This is a genomic window from Nonomuraea sp. NPDC049028 (assembly GCF_043197735.1).
GTDB lineage: Bacteria > Actinomycetota > Actinomycetes > Streptosporangiales > Streptosporangiaceae > Nonomuraea.
Genome location: NZ_JBICTR010000013.1, coordinates 392,075 through 413,211, shown reverse-complemented (window position 1 = coordinate 413,211; position 21,137 = coordinate 392,075). Strand labels below are relative to the sequence as shown.

Here is a 21,137-nt window from a genome sequence, read left to right as displayed (position 1 = left end):
GGGCTCCAGCCGTTGTCCGCCCGTCGAGCAGGGCCGGGGCACAGGGTGGCGCGGCGTGGTGGAACGGTGCGCCTAGGCCACCGGCGGAGGACCCGCCACGCGCAGGCGGTATGCCTCGGCCGAGGCGATAATGGCTTCGATGTCGAAGGAGGCCGGCGCGTCGTTCACGTCGGAGATGGGCGAGCCGTTGGCGGCGAACCACTTCTCGAGGCCGGCGGGGCCGAAGGCGGCGACCATGCGGGCGCTCGGTGAGCGGACCAGGTAGCTGTGCGGGACGCCGCAGGGACCGTGCGCGACGGCACCTGCGTCTAGGTCGTAGCGGTCGTCCCCGACGAAGAAGGTGATCTCACCGTCGAGCACGATCCAGATCTCGTCCTCTGCCTCGTGAACGTGCAGGGGTGGCGCGTGGCCCTTGGGGTCGGTGAACTCCATCACGCTCAAGGTGCCGCCGGTCGCCGTGCCCGGCACCAGGATCTGGACCCGGCCGCCGAGGAACCAGAAGGGGTTCTGCGTGTCGCCGGTCTGGGGTGGACGTTCCTTGTTCATGTGGGTGCTCCTGTTTTGGTGTCGGGTCAGTTCTTTTTGAGGAAGCGCAGGAGTGTGCGGGTGAGCTGTTCGGGCTGTTCCTCGAAGATCCAGTGACCGGAGTCCTCGATGACGATCCCGGTCACATGGCTGGCGTACTGGCGGACTTGGGTGGGGACGGAGTCACCGAGGCTGCCGCGGGCGCCGATGGCGAGCACGGGCATGGTGAGCTTCTTCGCGCTGTACGCGCTGTTGTCGGCGACGTCCTTGGGAAAGGCGCGGAACCATGCGAAACTCGCCCGCAGGTGAGCGTCATCGCGCAGGTAGCGGGCGTACTCGCGGACCTGTTTGTCGCTGACGCCGTTCTTCTTGACTTCGAGGGAGTCGACGAAACGCTCCACCCACTGCTCTTCCCTGCCGTTCACCATGCGCTCGGGCAGGCCGTTGGTGAGGCTGAAATAGCCGAAGTTCCAAAAGCCGGGCCCCTTCGCGGTGAGGGAGGGGAAGGTGTAGAGGGTCTTGTCGGGGATGGGGGCCTCGCTGAGGACCAGCTTGGTGACGTCACCAGGGTGGCCGGCGGCGTAGGCGTAGGCGACCATCGTGCCGATGTCGTGCCCCACGAGCCTGATGTCCCGCCTGAGGCCGAGCGTGGTCAGCAAGCCGTACAGGTCAGCGGCGAGGGTCTTCTTGTCGTAGCCACGGGCGGGTGCGTCGCTCTTGCCTGCTCCGCGTAGATCCGGCGCGATGACCGTGTAGTGCTTGGCGAGTTCGGGCAGGATTTCGCGCCAGGTGTACCAGGTTTGCGGGTATCCGTGCAGCAGGACCAGCGTCGGCCCGTGTCCACCCCGCACATAGTTGATCGCGACGTTGCCGACCTGAACTCTCTTCTCGCGGAAACCTGCCGGAATGCGCGGCTCATGGCCGGTCTTCGACGGCGTCTTGGAGGCAATGGCTGTGATGGGCGCCGGGGCGGCCTGGGCGGCGGCGGCAGGGGCGAAGGAGGCGAGCATGCCGATCACCGCGATCGGGACGACGACGCGGCCGCGGATCTTCGGGTCAAGGGTGAAATGGATTGTTTTCACAAGACGTTCCCCTTTTCGAGGCGAGCGAGGGTCGTAGGCTGCCGAATGCGCCGACTGTGCGGTCCGGCTCGCCGGTGTCTCCACGGTGGACCGGGGCGTCGCCGACGGTCCCCGGCATCGCTGCTCAAGGAGCGCTGGGTGCTCATGGGGCAAACCGTAGAAACCGGCTCGCTTGCCGCGCGAGCGTCACCTGACTGCGTCACCGAGCGCTACGTGACTGCAGGTCTTGTTCCAGGTTCAGAGCGGGCTTGACGCGGGTGTCTCGTGCCGCCGATCTGCGCGGGGTGAACGTGCCCGTGACCGATGGCCAAGGCCGCTGTCACCGGTCTTCCCGTAAGCTTTGGGTGATCTCCACTAGGGCGCGGAGAAGGAGCACTCGATCACTGCCCCACCCAGCTTCGCGGAGGTGCTGCGTCGCCATCGGCACGCGGCACGTCTGACGCTGGAGCAGCTCGCCGAGGCCTCGGGGGTCAGCGCCCGGACGCTGTCGGACATGGAACGCGGACGCAGCAAGGGCCCCCAGCATCGGACCGTCACCGCGCTGGCCGATGCCCTCGGTCTGGCCGAGGCCGACCGCAAACAGCTCGTCGAGCTGGCGCGCGAGGGCCGCCTGCGCGATCACTGGGCCCGCCCGACCGGTCTGTGCGAGCTGCCGCGCTCCGTCGACGACTTCACCGGCCGAGCCGCGGAACTGGCCTGGACCAGCGAGCTCTTACGCGCCGGGGACGCGCCGGGCACCGCTGGCGTTTGGCTCATCACCGGCTCTGCCGGGCTGGGCAAGACCACGCTGACCGTCCGCGCCGCCCACGCCCTGCGGCCGGACTTCCCCCACGGGGTGTTCTTCCTCGACCTGTTCGGTATGTCCGCGCAGCCACTGCCCGTCGACGAGGCCCTGGGCATGCTGCTTCGCGCACTCGGCATCGCGGATCAGCAGATCCCGGGCGACGTCGCCGGGCGCGCGTCCTTGTACCGGTCTCTGCTGCGTGACCGGCGCGCACTGATCGTGCTCGACAACGCCGCCTCCGAGGAGCAGGTCCGGCCGCTGCTGCCGGGCGGTGGCGCGGGCAAGGCCCTGGTGACCAGCCGCCGCCTGCTGGCCGGCCTGGAAGGGGTGCGCAGACTCGGCCTCGGGCCCTTGCCCCTGCTGGAGGCAACCGAACTGCTGACCGGAATCCTGAAGGACCGCGGTGCCTCGGACGAAGGCTCGGCCGTCTGGCAGCTCGCGCAGCTGTGCGGCGGTCTGCCCCTCGCGCTCCGGATCACCGGAAATCGGTTGGTCAGCCGGCCCGGCTGGAACGCCACCGACCTCGCCGCCCGGCTGACAAACGAGGAGCGCCGCCTGGACCAGCTCAGCGCCGGCGACCTCAAGATCGCCACCGCGTTCGGGTTGTCCTACGAGCAGCTGGCCCCCTCAACGCGGCGAGTCTTCCGCCGGCTCGCCCTGGTGCCGGGTCGCAGCTTCGACGCCGCTCTCGCCGCCGTGGTAGGCGGCACATCGATCGAGGGGGCATGGGACGCCCTCGACGAACTCGTCGACCTCGGTCTGCTGCAGGACAGCACATTGGGACGCTACCGCTTCCACGACCTGGTCCGGCTGTTCGCCCGCGACCGGCTTCGGGAGGAGGAACCCGCGGCCGAGCGCGACGCGCTCACCATGACGATGACGTCGTGGCTGGTGCGGATGGCCACCACCGCCGGGCGGTGGTTCGAGCCCCTGTACGGCCGTCCCGACCGGCCTGACCCCGACCTCGCCGACCTGGCCTCCCCCGAGGAGGCCGACCACTGGCTACGCGTGAATGCGGACAACTGGCTGGGCGCGTTACGTTACGCGGCGAGCATCGGCCGGTTCACCGCCGTCCTCGACTGCGCCGAGTCGATGGACTGGTTCTCCGATCAGTGGATGCACGCGCCGCACTGGTACGAGGTGTTCACCCTCGGTGCCGAGGCCGCCGCTGTTCTGGGGGATCCTGCCCGGCAGGCCGCGCAGCTGAACATGCTGGCCTGGGTCCATCTGGTGCCGCGAGAGGACCTGGAGACCACACTGCGCTACACAGCCCAGGCGATAGACCTGGCAACCCGCAGCGGTGCCACCACGCAGATCGCCCTGGCCCACCACCACGCGGCTGGCGCGCTTCGACGGCTCGGGCGGCTCGATGAGGCCATCGCGGCGGAAACCCAGGCGGCGCGGATCCACCTGGCCAACGGCGACATGGATCGGTACTGCCACTGTCTCGGCGCCCTCGGCACCTGCCTTCGCGATGCGGGACACCACGCCAAGGCACTGGAGCAGTACCTCGACCTGCTGGCCCTGCTGAACGACGACCGCTCGGGGGTAACGCCGAGCGTCGCGGCGTTCGCCCGGCCGATCGCGCTTGCCCGCGTCGGCGAATGTCTGGGACTGCTCGGCCACCGCGCCGAAGCGATCACCAAGCTCACCAAGGCGATCAGCCTCATGGAGCAGGCTCAGCTGCCCGTCCCGCAGGCACGCTCCCTGGAGACACTGGCGGCCTTGCTGGCCGACGAGGACCGGACCGGCGAGAGCCGCCATACCTACGCGCGGGCGGCCGAGGTGTATGAGGCCATCGGCGACGCCGAGGCGAGCAGCCGCTGCCGCGATCTGGCGAACGACTGACGGTTTCCGCGCTACTTCTGCGTCCTGTTCTGCGTGGCCGGGCCATGCGCGCGCGACTTGGATGGAGTGCACGGGGACCGGCGCCGGGCCTGTCCATCCAGCTCAGGAGCGACCATGACCACCATCGGGAACATCGTGCTCGTGCACGGTGGCTTCGTCGACGGATCCGGCTGGCAGGGCATCTGCGACGAGCTGACCAGGGACGGACTCCGCGTCCACATCGTACGGAACCCGGCGCTGTCGCTGGAGGATGACGCCGAGGAGACCCGACGGATCCTGGACCGCCTCGACGGCCCGGCCATCCTGGTCGGTCACTCCTACGGCGGGGCCGTCATCAGCGAGGCCGGCACCCACCCCAACGTCGCGTCGCTGGTGTACATCGCCGCGTTCGCCCCCGACAGGGGCGAATCGGTCAACACCCTCATCGCCTCTGACTCCCAGGTCCCATGGGGCGTGGACGCCGTCGGCGGGGCGGTCACCGAACCGGCCTGGCGGCACAAGCCCAGCTGGTACCTCGTCGCGACCGAGGACCGGATGATCCCGCCACCGGCTCAGCACACGATGGCCGCGCGCGCCGGAGCGAAGGTCGTCGAGGTCATCGGCAGCCATGCCGTCTACGTCTCCCAGCCCGCCGCCGTCGCCGACCTCATCCGCGAGGCCGCCGCCTGACCTCCGCCCCGGATATCGGTCACATCCGACCGGACAGTTCCACCAAGTGACAAGGCGCTGCTCAGAGGCGTTCGAACAGGGGATGAGGGACCCGCCCAGAACACGCGCACCCGCAGAACTGAACGCATCAGTGAAAGGCGGAATCCTCATGACCCACGTTCCCGACGCAGGCATGCTGTTCATCCCCGGCGGCACCCTCATCACCGCCACACCCGCAGATTCCACCACAGCGCACGACCGGCCTGGTCAGAAGCGATCTGTCAACGGATGGGACAGTGACTCCGGCTCAGCGGTCCGCTTCTACCCGGAGGCCGGGTTCGCTGGACGGGACTCCGAGAGCAAGCGACCATGGCTTTATATGCCGGCAAACCAGCCAGTAAGAGCACTTTTCGGGCGGGAGTCCGAACAGCGGCGTCTCGGCGATTTCGTGGACGGCGTCCGCATGAGCGGCGGGGCGATGCTGGTGCGCGGCGAGGCGGGGATCGGGAAGTCGGCCCTGTTGCTGGACACGGCGGGGATCGCGGCCGCGCGTGGCATGCGGATCTTGCGGACGGTGGGTGTGGAATCAGAGACGCACATGCCCTTCGCCGGTCTGCATCAGGTGCTGCTTCCGCTCCGTGCCGAGATCGGAGAACTGCCCGCCCCGCAGCGCGACGCGCTGGGAGCGGCCTTCGGGTTGACCGACGCCCGGGTACCCGATCCGTTCCTCATCGCCTTGGCGGCGCTGAACCTCCTGGGCGAAGCCGCCGCCCGCTCGCCTGTCCTGCTCCTGGTCGAAGACGCTCACTGGCTGGACCGCGCCAGCGCCGACGTGCTCGCGTTCGTCGCGCGACGGCTGGACTCCGAACCGATCGTGCTGCTGGCCGCGATACGCGACGGTTTCCGGAGTCCACTTGACGGGGCGGAGCTGCCGGAGTTGCTCCTCGATCGGCTCGATGACACGGCCGCGACCGCCTTGCTGGACGCCTGCAGCCCCACCCTTACGCCGACGGTGCGCACACGGTTGCTGAGGGAGGCCGCGGGAAACCCGTTGGCCCTGGTCGAGCTGCCGATCGCCGCAGAAACGCAGGACGGGAAGGGGCCCCTGCCGCCGGGGTGGCTCCCGCTGACCACCCGGCTGGAACAGACCTTCACCGCCCGCATGTCGGAGTTGCCGTCGATCCTCAGGACCATGCTGCTGGTCGCCGCGCTCAACGACAGCACCGCCCTTTCCGAGACCCTCGACGCCACTGCGCTGATCACCGGCGTACCGGTCACGGCAGACGATCTGGCGCCCGCTGTCACCGTACGGCTGGTCGACGTGCACGAAGCCGGAGTGTCGTTCCGGCACCCGCTCATGCGCTCGGCGATCTACCAGGGGGCGAGCATCTCCCAGCGGCACGCGGTGCACGCCGCCTTGGCCGACGTCCTCACCGGCCGGCCGGACCGCTGCCTCTGGCACCGCGCGGCATCCACCTCCAGGCCGGATGAGACCATCGCCGTCGAGCTGGAGACTACGGCCAAAAGCGTGCGACGTCGGGGCGACCTGTTGTCGGCCGTCGCGGCGCTGGAACACGCCGCCAGACTCAGCGAGAATCCCGCTCACCGGTGCGAACGGCTGGTGCGGGCCGCCGAGTACGCGGCTGAGATGGGACGGCGCGATATCGTCGTGCGACTGCTGGGCGAAGGCGAGCGGCTGCAGCTGTCGGCCCAGCAGCGGGCCCGTATCGTGTGGATCCGCGAGACCTTCGAAGACGGCATCCGCGACGACAGCGCGGCAGCGCACTCGCTGGCCGACCTCGCCGAGAGCATGGCGGCGCAGGGAGACGTCGATCTCGCGCTGAAACTCCTGTCCAGTGCGTCCTTGCGATGTTTCTGGGCTCATGCCGACGAGCGGTCGCGGCAACGCGTCGTCACCGTGGCCGAGGGCCTGCCCGTCGACGATCTGGACGGGCGGTTGCTGACGGTCTTGGCGTTCGCGGCTCCCATCGAGCGTGGCAAGGTCGTGATCGAGCGATTACGCCATCTGGCCGCCCACCCGGCCGGCGACCAGCTGGCGGCCCGCCTGCTCGGCAGTTCGGCGTTGATGGTGGGGGCGTTCGACCTGTCAGAGGAATTCTGCGCCGCCTCGCTGCCGGCGCTGCGCGCGCAGGGCCGGCTCAGCCTCCTGGCACGAGACCTCGGCGCCCAGGCGTGGAGCGCGGCCCGGCTGGCCGACCTGAGCGTGGCCATTCCCGCGGCCGAGGAGGCCGCCCGTCTGGCGCACGAGACATCCCAGCCGCTGATGCACGCCATCGCTCAGGCCTCGGGCGCGGTGCTCGCCGCGCTACGCGGCGAACAGGATCGCGTGGAGAGCCTCGCGGTGGCGGCCGAGCAGGTGGCCCTGCCCATCGGAGCCCGCCCCGTGCTGGCCACGGTGCAGCATGCGCGTGGGCTCGCCGCGCTGGGCGAGGGACGTTATGCCGACGCCTTCGACCATCTGCGACGGATGCACGACCCCGCCGATCCGGCCTTCCACCTGGCGCTACGCTGCTTTTCCATCGCCGAACTCGCAGACGCCGCGGTGCACAGCGGTCAAAGCCGCGCGGTCGCCGGCATCATCGAGGAACTGGAGACGGTGGCGCTCACCACACCGTCGCCGTCCTTGCACGCCGACCTGCGCTACGCCCGGGCCGTTCTGGCCGATGAGGCGGCGGCAGAGCCTTTCTTCGACGCCGCGCTCGGGGCCGACCTGCGGCGATGGCCCTTCGTGCGGGCCCGGGTGCAGCTGGCGTACGGTGAATGGCTCCGGCGCCAACGGCGTACGGCCGAGTCGCGGGCGCCCTTGCGCATGGCTCGTGAGACGTTCGACGCCTTGGGGGCCATCCCCTGGAGCGAGCGAGCGCGCCAGGAACTGCGGGCCTCCGGCGAAAGCAGCCGCAGCCGCAGCAGCGAAGCACGCGACGTGCTGACAGCGCAGGAACTCCAGATCGCCCAGATGGCGGCCGACGGCCTGACGAACCGGGAGATCGGCGAGAAACTCTACCTGTCCCATCGAACCGTCAGTTCCCACCTCTACAGGATCTTCCCCAAACTGGGGATCACCTCGCGATCGGCGTTGACCACAACCCTGCGCATATCAGCCTGACCCCACCGCTTCTCTCCGGTAACGCTCGGTGACGCAGTCATGTGACGTACGCGAGGCGCGCAGAGAGGTTCCTACGGTGAGGCCATGACCACAGCGAGATCCTTCAAGAACGGCAGCACGCCGACCGTCGTGCTGGTCCACGGTGCCTTTGCGGACGCCTCGAGCTGGGCGGGCGTGATCGCCGAGCTGCAGGATTCCGGGATTCCCGTGATCGCGGTTGCCAACCCGCTGCGCGGACCGGCCACCGACGCCGCCTACCTCGCCGGCGTCGTCGCCGCGATCGACGGCCCGGTCCTGCTGGTGGGTCACTCCTACGGCGGCGTGGTCATCACCGGGGCCGCGGACCAACTGGGCAACGTGGTCGGGCTGGTCTACGTGACCGCTTTCGCCCTGGAGGCAGGGGAGAGCGTGCTGAATATCACGGACCGCTTCCCCGACAGCCTGCTGGGGCCGGCGCTGCGGCCGGCCGTCTTCCGCACATGCGATGGGCAGGAGGCCGTGGAGCTGTACCTCAAGGACGACCAGTTTCCGGCTGTGTTCGCCGCCGACCTGCCTGAGCGTCTCACCTCGGTGGCGGCCGTCGCGCAGCGCCCCATCGCGGCTGTGGCGTTCGAGCAGAGCTCTCCCTCCGCGAGCTGGAAGAGCCTGCCGTCCTGGTACGTCGTGGCGACCGCCGACCAGGCGATCCATCCCGCCGCCCAGCGTTTCATGGCCAAGCGCGCCGGGGCCGACACCATCGAGGTCGATGCCTCACACGCGATCGCGCTGTCGCAACCGGCAGCCGTGGCCGACCACATCCGCACCGCCGCGACCGCGACCCAGGCGGTCAAGCACCCCCATCCGGCATAGAGGAGCAACCGATGACCGCACCGACCACTCCCGTCATCTTCATTCACGGCCTGTGGCTGCACGCCACCTCCTGGTCCTCCTGGATCGAGTTGTTCACGGCCGCCGGCTACGACGCGATGGCCCCCGGCTGGCCGGGCGACAGCGAAAGCGTCGAACAGTCCCGCAAGGACCCCGACGCTATCGCCGACCATGGCATCGACGACGTCGTCGCCCACTACACGGAGATCATCAACGCTCTGGAAGTCAAGCCGATCCTGATCGGCCACTCCTTCGGTGGCATGATCGCCGAGAAGCTGCTCGGGCAGGACCTGGCCAGAGCCGCGATCGCGATCGACGCCGCACAGATCAAGGGCGTGCTGCCGCTGCCGCTGTCGGCGCTGCGCTCGACCCTGCCGGTGTTCAAGAACCCGGCCAACAAGCACCGGGCCGTCTCCCTCACCCTCGACCAGTTCACCTACGCATTCGGCAACGCCATCCCGGCTCAGGAGGCCGCCGACCTGTACGAACGCTGGACCATCCCCGCGCCGGGCAAGCCGCTGTTCGAGGCCGCCGTCGCCAACGTCTCCCCCCACTCACCCGCCAAGGTCGACACCGGCAACAACGCCCGGGGACCGCTGCTCCTGATCGCCGGCGGCAAGGACCACACCGTCCCCGAGACCGTCACCAAGGCGACCCTCAAGCAGTACCGGGACTCCACCGCGATCACCGACTTCCAGGAGTTCCCCGACCGCGGCCACTCCCTGACCATCGACCATGGCTGGCGTGAGGTCGCCGACGCCTGCCTGACCTGGCTCACCAGGAACGACCTACACACGAGCTGAGAGCGATCCGTAGCCTTGATCGCCATCACCGGTCAACGCTGCGGCTGTGCCGCAGAAAGGGATGCCATGGACTTGAAACTTCAGGGCAAGGTCGCGGTGGTGACCGGCGCCAGCAATGCGTGGCACCCCGGTCAGACAGTAGATGTCGTCGATGAACCGGTCGAGTGGCGGGGCGGGCACCCGGCCGACGTATCGCATGTACTCAGTGTGGCCGACGAGGCATTCATGATGTCGGACCGCTGTCTTGCCCCTCGTCTGCTGAGATCGGCCGGTAGAGGTCGGAGAGCGGCAAGAGCGCGTCCATCTCGGCGTTGAGCCGCACGTCCTCGCCGAGGGTGTCCACCTGCTCCCAGGTGACGTAGCGGCTGTCGCGGTGCAGTCCTCTGACGAGGGCCCGGACGAGTGCTGGGCCGGGTCCGTGCGGGCCGCGTTCGTAGCCGAACAGTCGGCCGGTGTGACGAGGGACCACGATGAGGCCGGCGACGCGAAAAGCGTGCTGCACGTCGCCGAGCATCGGCCCGTCCTGGCGGAGCCGTACATCGGCCACCTGCCCGACCGGCCTGCCGTCGGCGTCGAGGACGCGGCGGCCGAGCAGGGCGCTCATCCGCAGCTCGCCCGTGACCTCGCCGATCCTGGCCGGGCGCCGGTCGCGGGCGACCGGCTCGGCGCCGCTGCCCGGCAGCGGGGCGATGAGGTTGACCCGGGCCCAGTGTTCGAGAGCCGCCTCCTGAGGCGTACCGCCCACCGTGACAGCGCTGTTGATGTCTGATACCAGGCGCATGGGGAGGCGCTGCGGGCCCGGATCCTCTTCGGGGCGGAACAGTTCGGTGACCGCCACCATCAGGCGGCCGGCGAGGCCGCCGAGGCGCGGGCCCAGCGCGAGCGGGCCGGTCAGGATCGACACGAGGTAAGGGCACCCCTCCTCGTCGAAGGTCAGCTCCAGGTCGTCGATCTTGCACACCGGGTGCCCGTCGTCAGCGCTGATCACCTGCCGGTCGAGCAGGTGCAGGTTCGCGTGCAGTTCCCTGGCCCTCATTGCCCCGCCTTCGTCGCGATCATCAGCGGGACGGCCGCCACGGCCACCACGAGCAGAAGGATCATGTACGCGGTCCCGAGTGCGTTGCTGAACCGGCCGTTGACCTGGCCGCCCATGTAGTCGGGATCGTTGGCGATCATGAGCACCGGCAGGTACGTCAGGGGAAGTGCCGCCGCCGAGAAGACCAGCGAGTACTCAGTGACCATGATCGGATCGATGGTCGTCAGGATCAGCGCGGTCGCGATGACGACCCCCGCCAGCACCACGGAGTGGAAGCGCGCGGCGTCGCGGGGGCGGACCAGCTTGCCCCACTGCCAGCCGAAGTACTGGCTGATGGTGTAGCCCGACGACAGCGCGGTCTCCAGCGTCGCGCCGAACGTCGCCGCGAACACCCCGAAGATCACCGCGGCCAGGCCGAGCTGCCCCAGCCCGATCCCGGCGGGCAGCAGCATCTGGCCGAGCGTGTCGACCTCCGCCTTCACCGGGAAGAACACCACCGCCGCGCAGCCCGCGATGGCCAGCGACAGGAATCCGCCCAGCGGGAAGCCGACGAACACGTTGGCCCGTGAGGTGATCAGGTCCTTGCGGGTCCACTTCTCCTCGACCCCGCCGGAGGAGAAGAAGAACACCTCATACGGCGTCATCGCACCGCCGAGCAGGGCGATCGCGTAGTAGCAGTACGTCGGCGCGCCCTCGTCGGCCGGCGGCCGGGTGAGCTGGCGGCCCAGCTCGTGCCAGTCGGGCCCGAGCTGCCACAGCGCCACCGCGAACGCCACCAGCGCCAGCCCGGCCAGCCCGAAGATCCGCTCCATCGTCTCGAACTTGACCCGCCACATCACTAGCCACGCCACCAGCGCGACGCCCGGCACCCACAGCAGGTAGTTGATCCCGGTGGCCAGCTCCAGAGCCAGTGACGCGCCGCCGATCTCGGCGGCCAGGGTGAGGACGTTGATGAAAAACGACGCCCCCAGGTTGACCAGGCCGGCCCGTGGCCCCATCCGCTCCCTGACCAGGTCGAACACCGGCCGCCCCGAGACGGCCGCGATCCGGCCCGACATCTCGGCGAACAGGCAGATCCCGATGACGCCGACCACGACCACCCAGGCGAGCGACATCCCGAACCTGGCGCCGACCAGTGAGTTCGCGACCAGGTCCCCGATGTCGACGAACCCCCCGAAGGCGGTGAGGATGCCCAGCGTCACCGCGAAGAGCTTCTTCACCGATGTGCCTCCTCGAAGGCCCGCAGCTTCACGGCGACCTCTTCAAGATCCTTTGCGGCCGCCGCCGGGTCCTTGATCCCGTCCCGCCTGACCTGGATGAGCAGCGACGCCACCTGGTCCTCGGCCTCGCCGGTGAGGTCGAGCAGCCGCCCGCGCACCTCGTCGGCGGCGGGGGACGGCGGCTGCACCCCGCCGAACTGGCTGTTGACGCTGCCCAGATCCTTGACCGTCTCGGTGAACAACGTCTTGAGGTAGGGCGTGGTCAGGCGGTCCTCATGGCGTACGGCCAGCCGTACGATCTCCAGGCTTGAGGCGGCCGACTGCGCCGACTGGGCGGCCTTCAGCCCGTAGTCGTGGTCATCCCAGGCCGGGCTCGCACACCCGCTCAGCAGCAGCACAGCCAGGATCGGCGCGACGCGCTTCGAGCCCGTCATGAACGGCGCCGCAGGAGGAAATAACCCAGCAGCACCAGCAGCACCAGGAATTGCCCCCAGGCCGCGAGTAACACCAACCCCTCATCTTGCACGAGCGTGCACCTGCCCAGCCGCCCAGCGATCATGCACCTTGCGACGGCGAAGGCTCCCGGTCCTGCGAGACCTGTCAGAGCAGGACCGGCCTGAAGGTGGTCAGCGGAAGTCGGCGGCGTGGTCCCGCGCCCATTCCGCGAAGGTCTGGGCGGGGCGTCCGGTGAGTTTCTCGACGATGACGGAGGTCTCCGGGACGGTCTCGGCGTCGGCCGCCCACGCCCCCATGATCGCCTCCACTCCCATCGCGGGCATCGTCCTGCCCAGGTCGGCCCGCGCCTGTTCGGGTGTGACCACCTCGATCGGGATCTCCCTGCCGATGGCCGCGCCGATGTGCCCGACCTGCTCGCGCAGGGTGAGCGCCTGCGGCCCGTACAACGTGTACGCCTGCCGCCCGTGCCCGCGCTCGGTCAGCGCCGTCACCGCGAGCGCGGCCATGTCCCGCTCGCTGACGGGAGCCGTCATCGCCTCCGGGTACGGCAGTCGCACCGCCTCCCCACCCTTGATCGCCCGCGTCCACCACCATCGGGCGTTGGTCGCGAACATCCCCGGCCGCAGGAAGGTCCAGGACAGCCCGGACTCCTCCAGGGCCGACTCCACGATGCGATGGTCCCGCGCGATCGGATTGCGGTCGGCGCCGGGCTGCACGACCGCCCCGGACGAGAGCAACACCACGTGCCGCACCCCCGCCGTTAGGGCAGCCGTCACGAAACCGGCGATGCCCGCGGGCTTGGCATAGAGGAAGACCTGCGAGGCGCCTTCCAGCGCGGCGGGCAACGTTTCCGGCGCGTCCAGATCCGCCGCTATGTGGGAGCTGTCCGGCGTCCTGCTCGTCAGCCGGACCGGCTTGCCCAAAGCGGTCAAACCCGCGGCGACATGGCGGCCGACACTCCCCCGGGCGCCGAAAACAACCGTGGCCATGATGTGGGGCCTCCCCTGATCCTCGGTGAGCATGCCGTTCCTTTGGCGGCATGCCGCACATACTACTCAATCAATTAATTGAATGAACCTTCGAGCCGGAGCATGGGACGGACACCCGGACCCGTGAGCAAGCTTTCCCAGGCGAAGTGTGATCACGCCGGAGGATGCGCGCTCAGCCACGCTGCCGTTCTGCGCGCTGACGCACGGGACAGCCACGCGTCCTGGACCACCTCGGCCAGCTCGTTCCGGGTGAGCTCACCGATCCGGCCGGCCCGCAGGAGTACCGACGGGTGACCGTCGAAGTGCGGGGTGGTGAAGAACTGCGACGCCTCGTCCTGCACCAGCGCCTGCTTGTCCGCCTCGGACTCGACCCAGAAGACGATCACATCCGGATAGCGCTCCCCGGTTTCGGGGTCGACCGCATCAGGCCGTGGGTTGCGGAAGAAGATGAACGACTTCCCGCCTACCTGGTAGACCGGATTGCCGCCGGTCCCGTGTACGACGGTGACGTGCGGCATGGCCAGGGCCAGTTCATGCACGTCCTCGACGCGGGCGGGCCGAGTTCCATCATCGTCGGGCACACGCCCAGCGTAAGAAATTTCAGCGTGTTGGACGAGATCATCAAGCCGCACAGCCGCAGCTGCGCCTGACGACCAAAGGGGCATGTGCGGCAAGCGCCCCGGAAATATCGCCGAACAGCAGCTCGACGGCCTGCTCCGCCATGGCCCGCAACGGCTGTTCGGTGACGGTCAGCGCCGGAGCGGTGTGGGCGCTCTCCGGCGTACCGTCGAGGCTGATCAGCGCCAGCCGGTCGGGGACCGCAAGCCCGCGGGCCCACGCCCCGGACAGGACCCCGATGGCGTGCTCGTCCGTGGCGGTGATCAAGGCGCGCGGCATGGTCCCTTCGGCGATGAGGTGGCGGGTCAAGGCGTCCGCGGCGCCGCGTGAGTAGTCGCAGCGCAGGAGTACGGCGTCCGGATCTCCGGTCACGGCCGCGGCCCATGCCTCGCGGCGCACTCCCACGGGCCCATCGTCGGTGGGGCCGGCCAGGAAGGCGAGGCTCCGGTGCCCGTGCCGGCGCAGGTGTCCGACGGCTTCGCGCACGGCGGCCTGGTTGTCGGCCGCCACCACCTGTCCGTGCCCGCCGGGGTGCCCGTGATGGACGTACACGGCCGGTACGCCTGCCGCTTCAGCCTGGGCCGCCACATCTCCCCCGCCGTCCGCGGCGACGATCACCAGCCCGTCGACCTGGGCGGCCAGGAACCGTTCGGTGAGATGCCGCTGGCGCTCCGCGGAGTATCCGGCGTTGCCGACCAGCGTGAGGCGGTCGCGCTTCTCAAGCGCTTGCTCGATGTGTCTGGCCAGGGCGCCGAAGTAGGGATTGGACGCGTCGGCCAGCACCAGGCCGACCACGCCCGTCGTACGCGAGCGCAGTGCCCGGGCGATGCGGTTGGGCCGGTAGCGCAGCTCGGCCGCGGCCGCCAGGACGCGTTCGCGCGTCGCGGCGGCGACGGGACGCGGACCGTCGTTGATCACATAGCTGACCACCGCCGTGGAGGTCCCCGCCCGGCGGGCCACATCGGCGAGCGTGATGGGCTTGTCTGCGCGTTTCGTCATAGCGGTTTACATCCTGCCAGCTAATCGATTAGATAGCGTGGTCTAACCGATTAGATGAAAGGTGAGCAGTGCCGGCTCTTCCCTTGATCATCGACACCGACACCGGGTCGGACGACGCGGTGGCGCTGCTGCTGGCCGCCGCCGGCGGTCTGGGCGACATCCGCGCCGTGACCACGGTGGCGGGCAACGTACCCCTGGCGACGGGGACCCGCAACGCGCTCTTTTCCCTGCAGGTGGCCGGGCGCGTCGACGTCCCCGTCCATCCGGGATGCGAACGCCCGATGACACGTCCGCTGTCCACCGCCCAGCAGGTGCACGGCCAGGACGGAATGGGCGACATCGGCTTACCCGACCCCCTGCGGCCGGCCGAGGAGCGGCACGCCGTCGAGATCCTGCTGTCCTCCCCGCGCGGTCATCCGGGCGAGTTGACGCTGGTCACGCTCGGCCCGCTCACCAATCTCGCGGCCGCGCTGGTCCGCGACCGCGATCTGCTGACCCGCTACCGGCATGTGTACTGCATGGCCGGCGCCGCGGACCTGAGCGGCAACATCACGGCCACCGCCGAGTTCAACGCCTGGGCCGACCCCGAGGCGGCCCGGGTGGTGTTGGAGAGCGCCACGCCCGACAAGGTGACCTGGATCGGCTGGGACGTCTCCCGCCGGGACGCCGTCATGACGCCCGAGGACCAGTCCCGGCTGGAGCGGCTCGGTACTCCGATGGCCACCTTCGCCCACCGCGTGAACCGTACTCTCGCCGACTGGGCCCGCGACGTCACCGGCCTGGCCGGCTATGACCTCCCCGACCCCGTCGCCATGGCCGTGGCACTGCGACCCGAACTGATCACCGAACAGGAGCGGGCCCATGTGGACATCGCCCTCGGCGACGAGACCCGCGGCCAGCTGATCATCGACCGCCGCCGCTCCGCCCCGGCGCCCAATCTGACGCTGGTCCGCCGGGTCAATGAAGCCGGTTTCAAGGACCTGCTGTTCACCACCTGCGCCGGAATACGCCAAAGCCGACATGACGTGAAAGAGCACCAATGACCGCCGCTTCCGTACCGCGTCACGAACTGCACTGTCATCTCGACGGATCGGTACGCCCCGGCACTGTCGCCGACCTGGCACACCACCAGGGCATCGCCTTGACCGCCCCCGTCGAGCAACTGGTCACGGCACCCGCCTCCTGCGGCAGCCTGGCCCACTTCCTCACCTACATCGACCTGCCGCTACGCGTACTGCAGACCCCCGACGCCCTTCACCGGGCCGCCCGCGAGCTGGTCGAAGACTGGAGCGCCGATGGGGTGGTCTACGGCGAGGCGCGTTTCGCCCCGCAGTTGCACGGCCATCGCGGTATGACTCTGGACGAGGCGGTCCAAGCGGTCTCCGAGGGGCTGGCGGCGGGGCGGCAGGCCACCGGCGTACGCACCGGGCTGCTGTTGTGCTGCCTGCGGCACCAGACGCCCGAGGAGAGCCTCGCCGTCGCCGAGACGGCGCTGCGGCACCGCGACAAGGTGGCCGGACTCGATCTCGCGGGCGATGAGCGGCTGCACCCCGCGACCCCGCACCGGGCCGCCTTCGATCTCGCCCACGGGGCGGGGCTCCCCTGTACGGTCCATGCCGGTGAGGCGGCGGGCGCTGACAGCATGTGGGAGGCGATCGACGTGCTCGGCGCGCGCCGGATCGGCCATGGCGTCAGGTGCGTCGGCGAGCACGCGCTCCTCGAGCGGCTGCGGCGCGACGGTATCGCCTTGGAGATGTGCCCGACGAGCAATGTGCTCACCGGCGCGGTGTCCAGCCTCCAGGCGCATCCGGCGCCCCGGCTCCTGGCCGACGGGCTGGCCGTCACCATCAGCACCGACGCGCGCACCACCTCGGGGAGCACCCTGTCCCAGGAGTTCGACCAGCTGCGCGCGGCGACCGGGTGGACGGCTGAGCAGGACAGGCTCGCGCAGGATCACGCGGCCGCCGCGGCCTTCACCCCGTGATCGGCGCTGTGGCTCAGGGCTGCCCCTGGGAATCACCGTTGATGAGGTCGATGAGTCCGAACGGTGCCCGGTCGCCGAGGCAGAGGTCCAGCATTTCGTGGGCGTCGGCGTAGAAGGCCTCGGTACGCGGGAACAGCTCCTTCTCGTAGGCGGTGAGTGCCGCTTCGATGTCGCCGGGGTGTGCGGCGATCGCCTTGGCGAGTTCGGCGCCGTCGAACATCGCCAGGTTCGCGCCGTCGCCTGACGGCGGCATCAGGTGCGCGGCATCGCCGAGGAGCGTCACGCCGGGCACGCGATCCCATCGGTGTCCGTCCGGGAGTGTGTGGATCATGCGCGCGACCGGAGCGGTCTCGCCGTCGGTGATCAGCGCGGTGAGTTCCGGCGCCCACCCGTCGAACTCGGCCGCGACCCGAGCGGTCACGGCGGCGGCATCGGTGAAGTCGAGGTCGGCGATCCACTCGGCGGGGCGGTTCAGCTCGACGTAGGTGTGCAGGATGTTCCCCGCCTCGCGGTGCGCGATGATCCCCTTTCCCGGGGTCAGCGCGTACATCGCGCCGGCGCCGACCGCCTCGGCCGTCGCGGGGTGCCGCTCGTCGGCGTCGTACAGGTAGGTGTCGATGAACGTCGTGCCCGTGTACTCGGGCTCGGCGTCGGACAGCAGTGGGCGGATCTTCGACCAGGCGCCGTCGGCACCCACGAGCAGGCCGCTGGTCACGCTCGCGCCGTCGGCGAAGGTCAGCTCGTGCCGGCCGTCGCCGAGGGGCCGGACACCGGTGACCTTGCGCCCCCACTGGACCGTCTGGCCGGGCAGGGAGTCGAGCAGGATCCGGCGCAGGTCTCCGCGAAGCACTTCGGGACGCCGCGCCATGCCGTCGTCGGGGGCCTCGAACAGCGGCTTGCCGTGCTGGTCGAGCACGCGCAGCGCCTCAGCGCCCTCGTGGATGATCGCGCGGAACTCGGCGGTGAGACCGGCGTCGGCGAGCGCGCGCTGCCCGTCGTCCTCGTGGATGTCGAGCTGGCCGCCCTGCGTACGGGACTTCGCCGAGAGGTCGGCCTCGTAGACCGTCGCGGGGATGCCGTGGACGTGCAGGACCCGGGCGAGGGTCAAGCCGCCGAGGCCGGCGCCGACGATGGCGATCGGGTGGTGGCTGGTGTTCATGGGGCTTCCTCGTTCCCGTACGGGCGGAGCGCCGGGCGGCTGCCCGGACACCAATATGGATCGGCGTTCCATAAGTAATATGGAACGCCGATCCAGGATGTGTCAAAATGAGGTCATGCCACGGACCCGCGGAAGAGCACCCACCGGGGGACGCGCCGGCGCCCTTTCGCGAGAGGTGATCGTCGACGCGGCCGTCGCGCTGCTGGACGAGCACGGCGAGCGGGGACTCACCTTCCGGCTGCTGGCCAAACAGCTGAACACCGGACCCGGCGCGCTCTACTGGCACATGACGAACAAGGACGAGCTCGTCGCCCTGGCCGCCGACCAGGTGCTCGGCCACGCCTTCGCCGCGGTTCCGCGCCTCGAGGAAGGCGCCGGCGCCGGGCTGCGCGCGCTCGCCATCGCCGTCTTCGACGCCCTTGATCGGCACCCTTGGGCGGCCTCCCACGTCACCGCGCCGGCCACGCTGGCGAACGCGCTGCGCCTGCTCGACCGCATCGGCACCCTTGTCGCACGGACCGGGCTGCCCGCCGAACGGCATTTCGCGGTCGCCACCGCGATCTCCTACTACATCACCGGCGTCAGCGCCCAGATCATCACCCCACGCGCCACCCTCGACGCGGCCACCAGCCGCGACGCCTACCTCGCGCAGACCGCCGAAAGCTGGGCAGAACTCGACCCCGCCGACTACCCCTTCCTGACGCGCACCACCACGGACCTGCGCGAGCACGACGACCGCGACCAGTTCATCACCGGCCTCGACCTGCTCCTGGACGGCCTGAACACGACCGCGGACCCGTGATGCCGCGCTTCAGGCGGTGCGGAACCCCGAAGGATGTGCCCAGTGCGCGCCCACGACCTGCTCGCCGCCTTTCCCGTGGTCGGTCTCGACTGCCCACCAGCACGGCACCACCGTGTTCCTGTCCAGCCACCTGCTGGCCGAGGTCGCCCGCCTGGCCACCCGCATCGGCATCCTGCACCACGGCCGCCTGATCGGCGAGCACGACGCCGACCACCTGGACCGGCACCGCCGCCGCCACCTGCGCCTGGCCACCCGCGACGACCACGCCGCCCGCGCGGTGCTCCGCGCCGACGGATGTTCATGTTCATCCTGGCCGACCCCGCCCGCGCCCGGGCGTTCGGCCTGCTCGGCGACAAGGCCCAGCTGTCCGGCGCCGGCGCCGACTGGTCCGGCTATCTCGCCCTGCTCGCCCAGGCCGTCGCGGTGGGCGGCCTGGGCCTCTACGGGATGATCGCGATCTGGCTGTTCGGCCGCGAGTTCAGCGACCACACCGCCACCGACCTGCTGGCCCTGCCCACCTCCCGCACCGCCATTGTGGCCGCCAAGTACACCATCGCCGCCCTCTGGGCACTGCTGCTGGCCTTGCTACTCGCCGGACTCGGTCTGCTGATCGGCACCTTGCTCGCCCTGCCCGGCTGGTCAGGGCCGACCGTGGGAGACGGCGTCGCACGCGTCGTGGCCGCGGCCGCGCTGACCACCACGCCATTGGCCCTGGCCGCCAGCGTCGGCCGCGGCTACCTGGCCGCCGTCGGCGTCCTGCTCGCCATCGTCTTCACCGCTCAGGTGATCGCCGCGCTCGGTTATGGCGCCGCCTTCCCCTGGTCGGTGTCCGCCCTGTACGCCCGCATCGCCGACCCCGGCCAGGACCCGCCTGGCCTCGCCGGACTGCTCCTGGTCACGGCCACCGGCGCGGCCGGAGCCGTCACGACCGCCCTCTGGTGGAACCGCGCCGACCATACCCGATGACGAGCACGCAGCCTGCGGGACAGAAGAGTGCTGCCCATACCCGCTGACCGGCAGTCGGCAAGATGCCACAAAGCTGGCCAGCGGTCGGCAGGATGCCACCCGCTCTCAGCGAGACTCAGGACGCCGAGCCGCGCTCGGCCAGGCCGGTCAGGCGGCACAGCGCGGTGAATCCGTCCTCGGTGCCGGGCCAGTGGCGGCGCACAGCCTGCAGCCCGGCGCGGCGGACCACCGAGCGCAGCACCGCCGTGACGATGATCGCGTCGTCGGCGTAGCCCAGGACCGGGATGAAGTCGGGCACAAGGTCGAGAGGCATGGCCAGGTAAGCGAGCAGCAGCCCCAGACGTACCCGCACCCCACGTGGCAGCTCGCGGTCGGCGGCCAGGCGGCGCACCAGCCGCAGCACGTCGGGCAGCAGCCGCAACGCCTCGCGCAGCAGCCCGCCGCGCGGCCGGAGGACTGCCAGCGCCGCGATCAGCGCCAGCCAGGTGACCAGCAGCGCGACGGCGACCCCGATCAGCAGATCCCATCCCCACCAGCCGGTCATGCCCGCTCCCCCGTTCCGTTCTCCGTCACGGGGAGACCGCTCTCGGTGGCGGGCACTTCGGCCGCAACCCGCGCCGGCACAGTGAGACCGCTCTCCGTGGCCGGGGACTCGGCCGCGAGCGCGTCCTGCTCGAAGGCGGCCAGGTCGGCTGCGGCCTCCTCGACCCCGGCTCGCGCCGCCGCGCCGGCCGGAGCGGCGAAATAGTCGCGGGCGGCGATCTTGGCCAGCCAGGAGCGGAAGCGCTCCAGGTCGGCCTCCGACTCCTCGACCTCGGCGTAGGTGGCCCTGCCGCGCTCCCGCTCGCGCGCCAGTTCCTGCCGGAAGGCCGGCAGGCGCTCCAGCACCTCGGCGTACTCGGCGTCTCGGGCGGCGTTGAATTCGCCGATGACCTGCCGCTCCTCGGCCTGATCGGTCATCGCCACGTGCAGGAGGCGGCCGGTGCCGCCCTGCTGACGCACCCGGTCGAGCAAGCGGCGTACCTGCCGCAGGGTCTGCTCATGTTCGGGCAGCAGGCACACCGACTGCTGCAGATACAGCGCGCCCAGCGAGCGCAGCTTGCGCCACACCTGCACCCGCAGCGTGGGGGCGGCTCCCGCCGTGGACACGCTGATCAACAACCAGCCCTGCTCGTCCGCGCTCTCCGTCACGCGCCCATGTTACATCCGTAACAATCAACAGCA

The 21,137-nt window shown here is 70.1% G+C and carries 21 protein-coding genes; 9 read left to right on the top strand and 12 right to left on the bottom strand.

Annotation, left to right across the window (positions count from 1 at the left end; translation table 11 throughout):
* Positions 1–72: 72 nt before the first annotated feature.
* Together ACGFJ2_RS45295 and ACGFJ2_RS45290 are read right to left on the bottom strand one after the other, a co-directional pair.
* Entirely contained in the window at positions 73–546 is a 474-nt protein-coding gene (locus ACGFJ2_RS45295) for a cupin domain-containing protein (protein ID WP_357960513.1), read from the bottom strand.
* A 26-nt stretch (positions 547–572) separates the two neighbouring features.
* Positions 573–1,607, bottom strand: coding sequence for an alpha/beta fold hydrolase (locus tag ACGFJ2_RS45290; protein ID WP_393479196.1), 1,035 nt, complete (start codon positions 1,605–1,607; stop codon positions 573–575).
* Between the two features lie 406 nt (positions 1,608–2,013).
* On the opposite strand from ACGFJ2_RS45290, the gene ACGFJ2_RS45285 reads away from it, so the two are divergent.
* The 5 genes from ACGFJ2_RS45285 to ACGFJ2_RS45265 all read left to right on the top strand — a co-directional run bounded on the left by ACGFJ2_RS45285 (position 2,014) and on the right by ACGFJ2_RS45265 (position 9,684).
* Positions 2,014–4,239 carry a helix-turn-helix domain-containing protein gene (locus tag ACGFJ2_RS45285; protein WP_393479193.1) on the top strand — a complete coding sequence of 742 codons (2,226 nt, stop codon included), beginning with the start codon at positions 2,014–2,016 and terminating at the stop codon, positions 4,237–4,239.
* A 114-nt stretch (positions 4,240–4,353) separates the two neighbouring features.
* Positions 4,354–4,908 carry an alpha/beta fold hydrolase gene (locus tag ACGFJ2_RS45280; protein ID WP_393479191.1) on the top strand — a complete coding sequence of 185 codons (555 nt, stop codon included), beginning with the start codon at positions 4,354–4,356 and terminating at the stop codon, positions 4,906–4,908.
* Between the two features lie 358 nt (positions 4,909–5,266).
* Positions 5,267–8,014, top strand: coding sequence for an AAA family ATPase (locus ACGFJ2_RS45275; RefSeq protein WP_393479188.1), 2,748 nt, complete (start codon positions 5,267–5,269; stop codon positions 8,012–8,014).
* 84 nt (positions 8,015–8,098) lie between these two features.
* The gene (locus ACGFJ2_RS45270) at positions 8,099–8,863 is read left to right on the top strand and encodes an alpha/beta fold hydrolase (protein WP_393479185.1); all 765 of its coding nucleotides are present in this window, start codon (positions 8,099–8,101) and stop codon (positions 8,861–8,863) included.
* A gap of 11 nt (positions 8,864–8,874) precedes the next feature.
* Positions 8,875–9,684: an alpha/beta hydrolase gene (locus ACGFJ2_RS45265; RefSeq protein WP_357960494.1), complete on the top strand. Its 810-nt coding sequence runs from the start codon at positions 8,875–8,877 to the stop codon at positions 9,682–9,684.
* Positions 9,685–9,907: 223 nt separating this feature from the next.
* On the opposite strand, the gene ACGFJ2_RS45260 is transcribed toward ACGFJ2_RS45265, so the two are convergent.
* The 6 genes from ACGFJ2_RS45260 to ACGFJ2_RS45235 all read right to left on the bottom strand — a co-directional run bounded on the left by ACGFJ2_RS45260 (position 9,908) and on the right by ACGFJ2_RS45235 (position 15,002).
* Entirely contained in the window at positions 9,908–10,720 is an 813-nt protein-coding gene (locus tag ACGFJ2_RS45260; RefSeq protein WP_393479182.1) for a hypothetical protein, read from the bottom strand.
* Complete coding sequence (locus ACGFJ2_RS45255; protein ID WP_393479179.1) at positions 10,717–11,940, bottom strand: NRAMP family divalent metal transporter; 1,224 nt, start codon at positions 11,938–11,940, stop codon at positions 10,717–10,719. Before ACGFJ2_RS45255 ends, ACGFJ2_RS45260 begins: the two co-directional genes overlap by 4 nt.
* The gene (locus tag ACGFJ2_RS45250) at positions 11,937–12,374 is read right to left on the bottom strand and encodes a hypothetical protein (protein WP_357960485.1); all 438 of its coding nucleotides are present in this window, start codon (positions 12,372–12,374) and stop codon (positions 11,937–11,939) included. Before ACGFJ2_RS45250 ends, ACGFJ2_RS45255 begins: the two co-directional genes overlap by 4 nt.
* 192 nt (positions 12,375–12,566) lie before the next feature.
* Positions 12,567–13,385 (bottom strand): NAD(P)H-binding protein, encoded by an 819-nt coding sequence (locus ACGFJ2_RS45245; protein ID WP_393479176.1) that lies wholly within the window; start codon positions 13,383–13,385, stop codon positions 12,567–12,569.
* A 152-nt stretch (positions 13,386–13,537) separates the two neighbouring features.
* Entirely contained in the window at positions 13,538–13,966 is a 429-nt protein-coding gene (locus ACGFJ2_RS45240) for an MmcQ/YjbR family DNA-binding protein (protein ID WP_393479174.1), read from the bottom strand.
* A 40-nt stretch (positions 13,967–14,006) separates the two neighbouring features.
* A complete protein-coding gene (locus ACGFJ2_RS45235; RefSeq protein WP_358183983.1) occupies positions 14,007–15,002 on the bottom strand; it encodes a LacI family DNA-binding transcriptional regulator in 996 nt (331 codons plus the stop codon).
* A 68-nt stretch (positions 15,003–15,070) separates the two neighbouring features.
* Between ACGFJ2_RS45235 and ACGFJ2_RS45230 the strand changes: the two genes are divergently transcribed.
* Both ACGFJ2_RS45230 and add read left to right on the top strand, forming a co-directional pair.
* Positions 15,071–16,045 carry a nucleoside hydrolase gene (locus ACGFJ2_RS45230; protein ID WP_393479171.1) on the top strand — a complete coding sequence of 325 codons (975 nt, stop codon included), beginning with the start codon at positions 15,071–15,073 and terminating at the stop codon, positions 16,043–16,045.
* On the top strand, positions 16,042–16,986 hold the full coding sequence (add, locus tag ACGFJ2_RS45225; RefSeq protein WP_393479168.1) for an adenosine deaminase: 945 nt from the start codon (positions 16,042–16,044) through the stop codon (positions 16,984–16,986). The genes ACGFJ2_RS45230 and add overlap by 4 nt, the downstream gene beginning before the upstream one ends.
* Positions 16,987–16,999: 13 nt before the next feature.
* On the opposite strand, the gene ACGFJ2_RS45220 is transcribed toward add, so the two are convergent.
* Positions 17,000–18,145 (bottom strand): FAD-dependent oxidoreductase, encoded by a 1,146-nt coding sequence (locus ACGFJ2_RS45220; protein ID WP_393479166.1) that lies wholly within the window; start codon positions 18,143–18,145, stop codon positions 17,000–17,002.
* Between the two features lie 115 nt (positions 18,146–18,260).
* On the opposite strand from ACGFJ2_RS45220, the gene ACGFJ2_RS45215 reads away from it, so the two are divergent.
* Positions 18,261–18,947, top strand: coding sequence for a TetR/AcrR family transcriptional regulator (locus tag ACGFJ2_RS45215; RefSeq protein ID WP_393479163.1), 687 nt, complete (start codon positions 18,261–18,263; stop codon positions 18,945–18,947).
* A gap of 9 nt (positions 18,948–18,956) precedes the next feature.
* Here ACGFJ2_RS45215 and ACGFJ2_RS45210 read toward each other — a convergent pair whose 3' ends face one another.
* Positions 18,957–19,118 carry a hypothetical protein gene (locus tag ACGFJ2_RS45210; RefSeq protein WP_393479161.1) on the bottom strand — a complete coding sequence of 54 codons (162 nt, stop codon included), beginning with the start codon at positions 19,116–19,118 and terminating at the stop codon, positions 18,957–18,959.
* 129 nt (positions 19,119–19,247) lie between these two features.
* Here ACGFJ2_RS45210 and ACGFJ2_RS45205 point away from each other — a divergent pair, with 129 nt between their 5' ends.
* Positions 19,248–19,913 (top strand): ABC transporter permease, encoded by a 666-nt coding sequence (locus ACGFJ2_RS45205; RefSeq protein ID WP_393479158.1) that lies wholly within the window; start codon positions 19,248–19,250, stop codon positions 19,911–19,913.
* 115 nt (positions 19,914–20,028) lie between these two features.
* Here the strand turns inward: ACGFJ2_RS45205 and ACGFJ2_RS45200 are convergent, their stop codons facing one another.
* Both ACGFJ2_RS45200 and ACGFJ2_RS45195 read right to left on the bottom strand, forming a co-directional pair.
* Complete coding sequence (locus tag ACGFJ2_RS45200; RefSeq protein ID WP_357960458.1) at positions 20,029–20,457, bottom strand: DUF1232 domain-containing protein; 429 nt, start codon at positions 20,455–20,457, stop codon at positions 20,029–20,031.
* Positions 20,454–21,104 (bottom strand): Chromate resistance protein ChrB, encoded by a 651-nt coding sequence (locus tag ACGFJ2_RS45195; RefSeq protein ID WP_393479155.1) that lies wholly within the window; start codon positions 21,102–21,104, stop codon positions 20,454–20,456. The genes ACGFJ2_RS45200 and ACGFJ2_RS45195 overlap by 4 nt, the downstream gene beginning before the upstream one ends.
* Positions 21,105–21,137: the final 33 nt, after the last annotated feature.

Bases quoted from the DNA above. Each gene is read 5' to 3' on its own strand.
- ACGFJ2_RS45295 (WP_357960513.1), bottom strand. From the start codon at position 546: ATGAACAAGGAACGTCCACCCCAGACCGGCGACACGCAGAACCCCTTC.
- ACGFJ2_RS45280 (WP_393479191.1), top strand. From the start codon at position 4,354: ATGACCACCATCGGGAACATCGTGCTCGTGCACGGTGGCTTCGTCGAC.
- ACGFJ2_RS45275 (WP_393479188.1), top strand. From the start codon at position 5,267: ATGCCGGCAAACCAGCCAGTAAGAGCACTTTTCGGGCGGGAGTCCGAA.
- ACGFJ2_RS45270 (WP_393479185.1), top strand. From the start codon at position 8,099: ATGACCACAGCGAGATCCTTCAAGAACGGCAGCACGCCGACCGTCGTG.
- ACGFJ2_RS45265 (WP_357960494.1), top strand. From the start codon at position 8,875: ATGACCGCACCGACCACTCCCGTCATCTTCATTCACGGCCTGTGGCTG.
- ACGFJ2_RS45260 (WP_393479182.1), bottom strand. From the start codon at position 10,720: ATGAGGGCCAGGGAACTGCACGCGAACCTGCACCTGCTCGACCGGCAG.
- ACGFJ2_RS45250 (WP_357960485.1), bottom strand. From the start codon at position 12,374: ATGACGGGCTCGAAGCGCGTCGCGCCGATCCTGGCTGTGCTGCTGCTG.
- ACGFJ2_RS45245 (WP_393479176.1), bottom strand. From the start codon at position 13,385: ATGGCCACGGTTGTTTTCGGCGCCCGGGGGAGTGTCGGCCGCCATGTC.
- ACGFJ2_RS45235 (WP_358183983.1), bottom strand. From the start codon at position 15,002: ATGACGAAACGCGCAGACAAGCCCATCACGCTCGCCGATGTGGCCCGC.
- add (WP_393479168.1), top strand. From the start codon at position 16,042: ATGACCGCCGCTTCCGTACCGCGTCACGAACTGCACTGTCATCTCGAC.
- ACGFJ2_RS45220 (WP_393479166.1), bottom strand. From the start codon at position 18,145: ATGAACACCAGCCACCACCCGATCGCCATCGTCGGCGCCGGCCTCGGC.
- ACGFJ2_RS45215 (WP_393479163.1), top strand. From the start codon at position 18,261: ATGCCACGGACCCGCGGAAGAGCACCCACCGGGGGACGCGCCGGCGCC.
- ACGFJ2_RS45210 (WP_393479161.1), bottom strand. From the start codon at position 19,118: ATGCCGATGCGGGTGGCCAGGCGGGCGACCTCGGCCAGCAGGTGGCTG.
- ACGFJ2_RS45205 (WP_393479158.1), top strand. From the start codon at position 19,248: ATGTTCATCCTGGCCGACCCCGCCCGCGCCCGGGCGTTCGGCCTGCTC.
- ACGFJ2_RS45200 (WP_357960458.1), bottom strand. From the start codon at position 20,457: ATGACCGGCTGGTGGGGATGGGATCTGCTGATCGGGGTCGCCGTCGCG.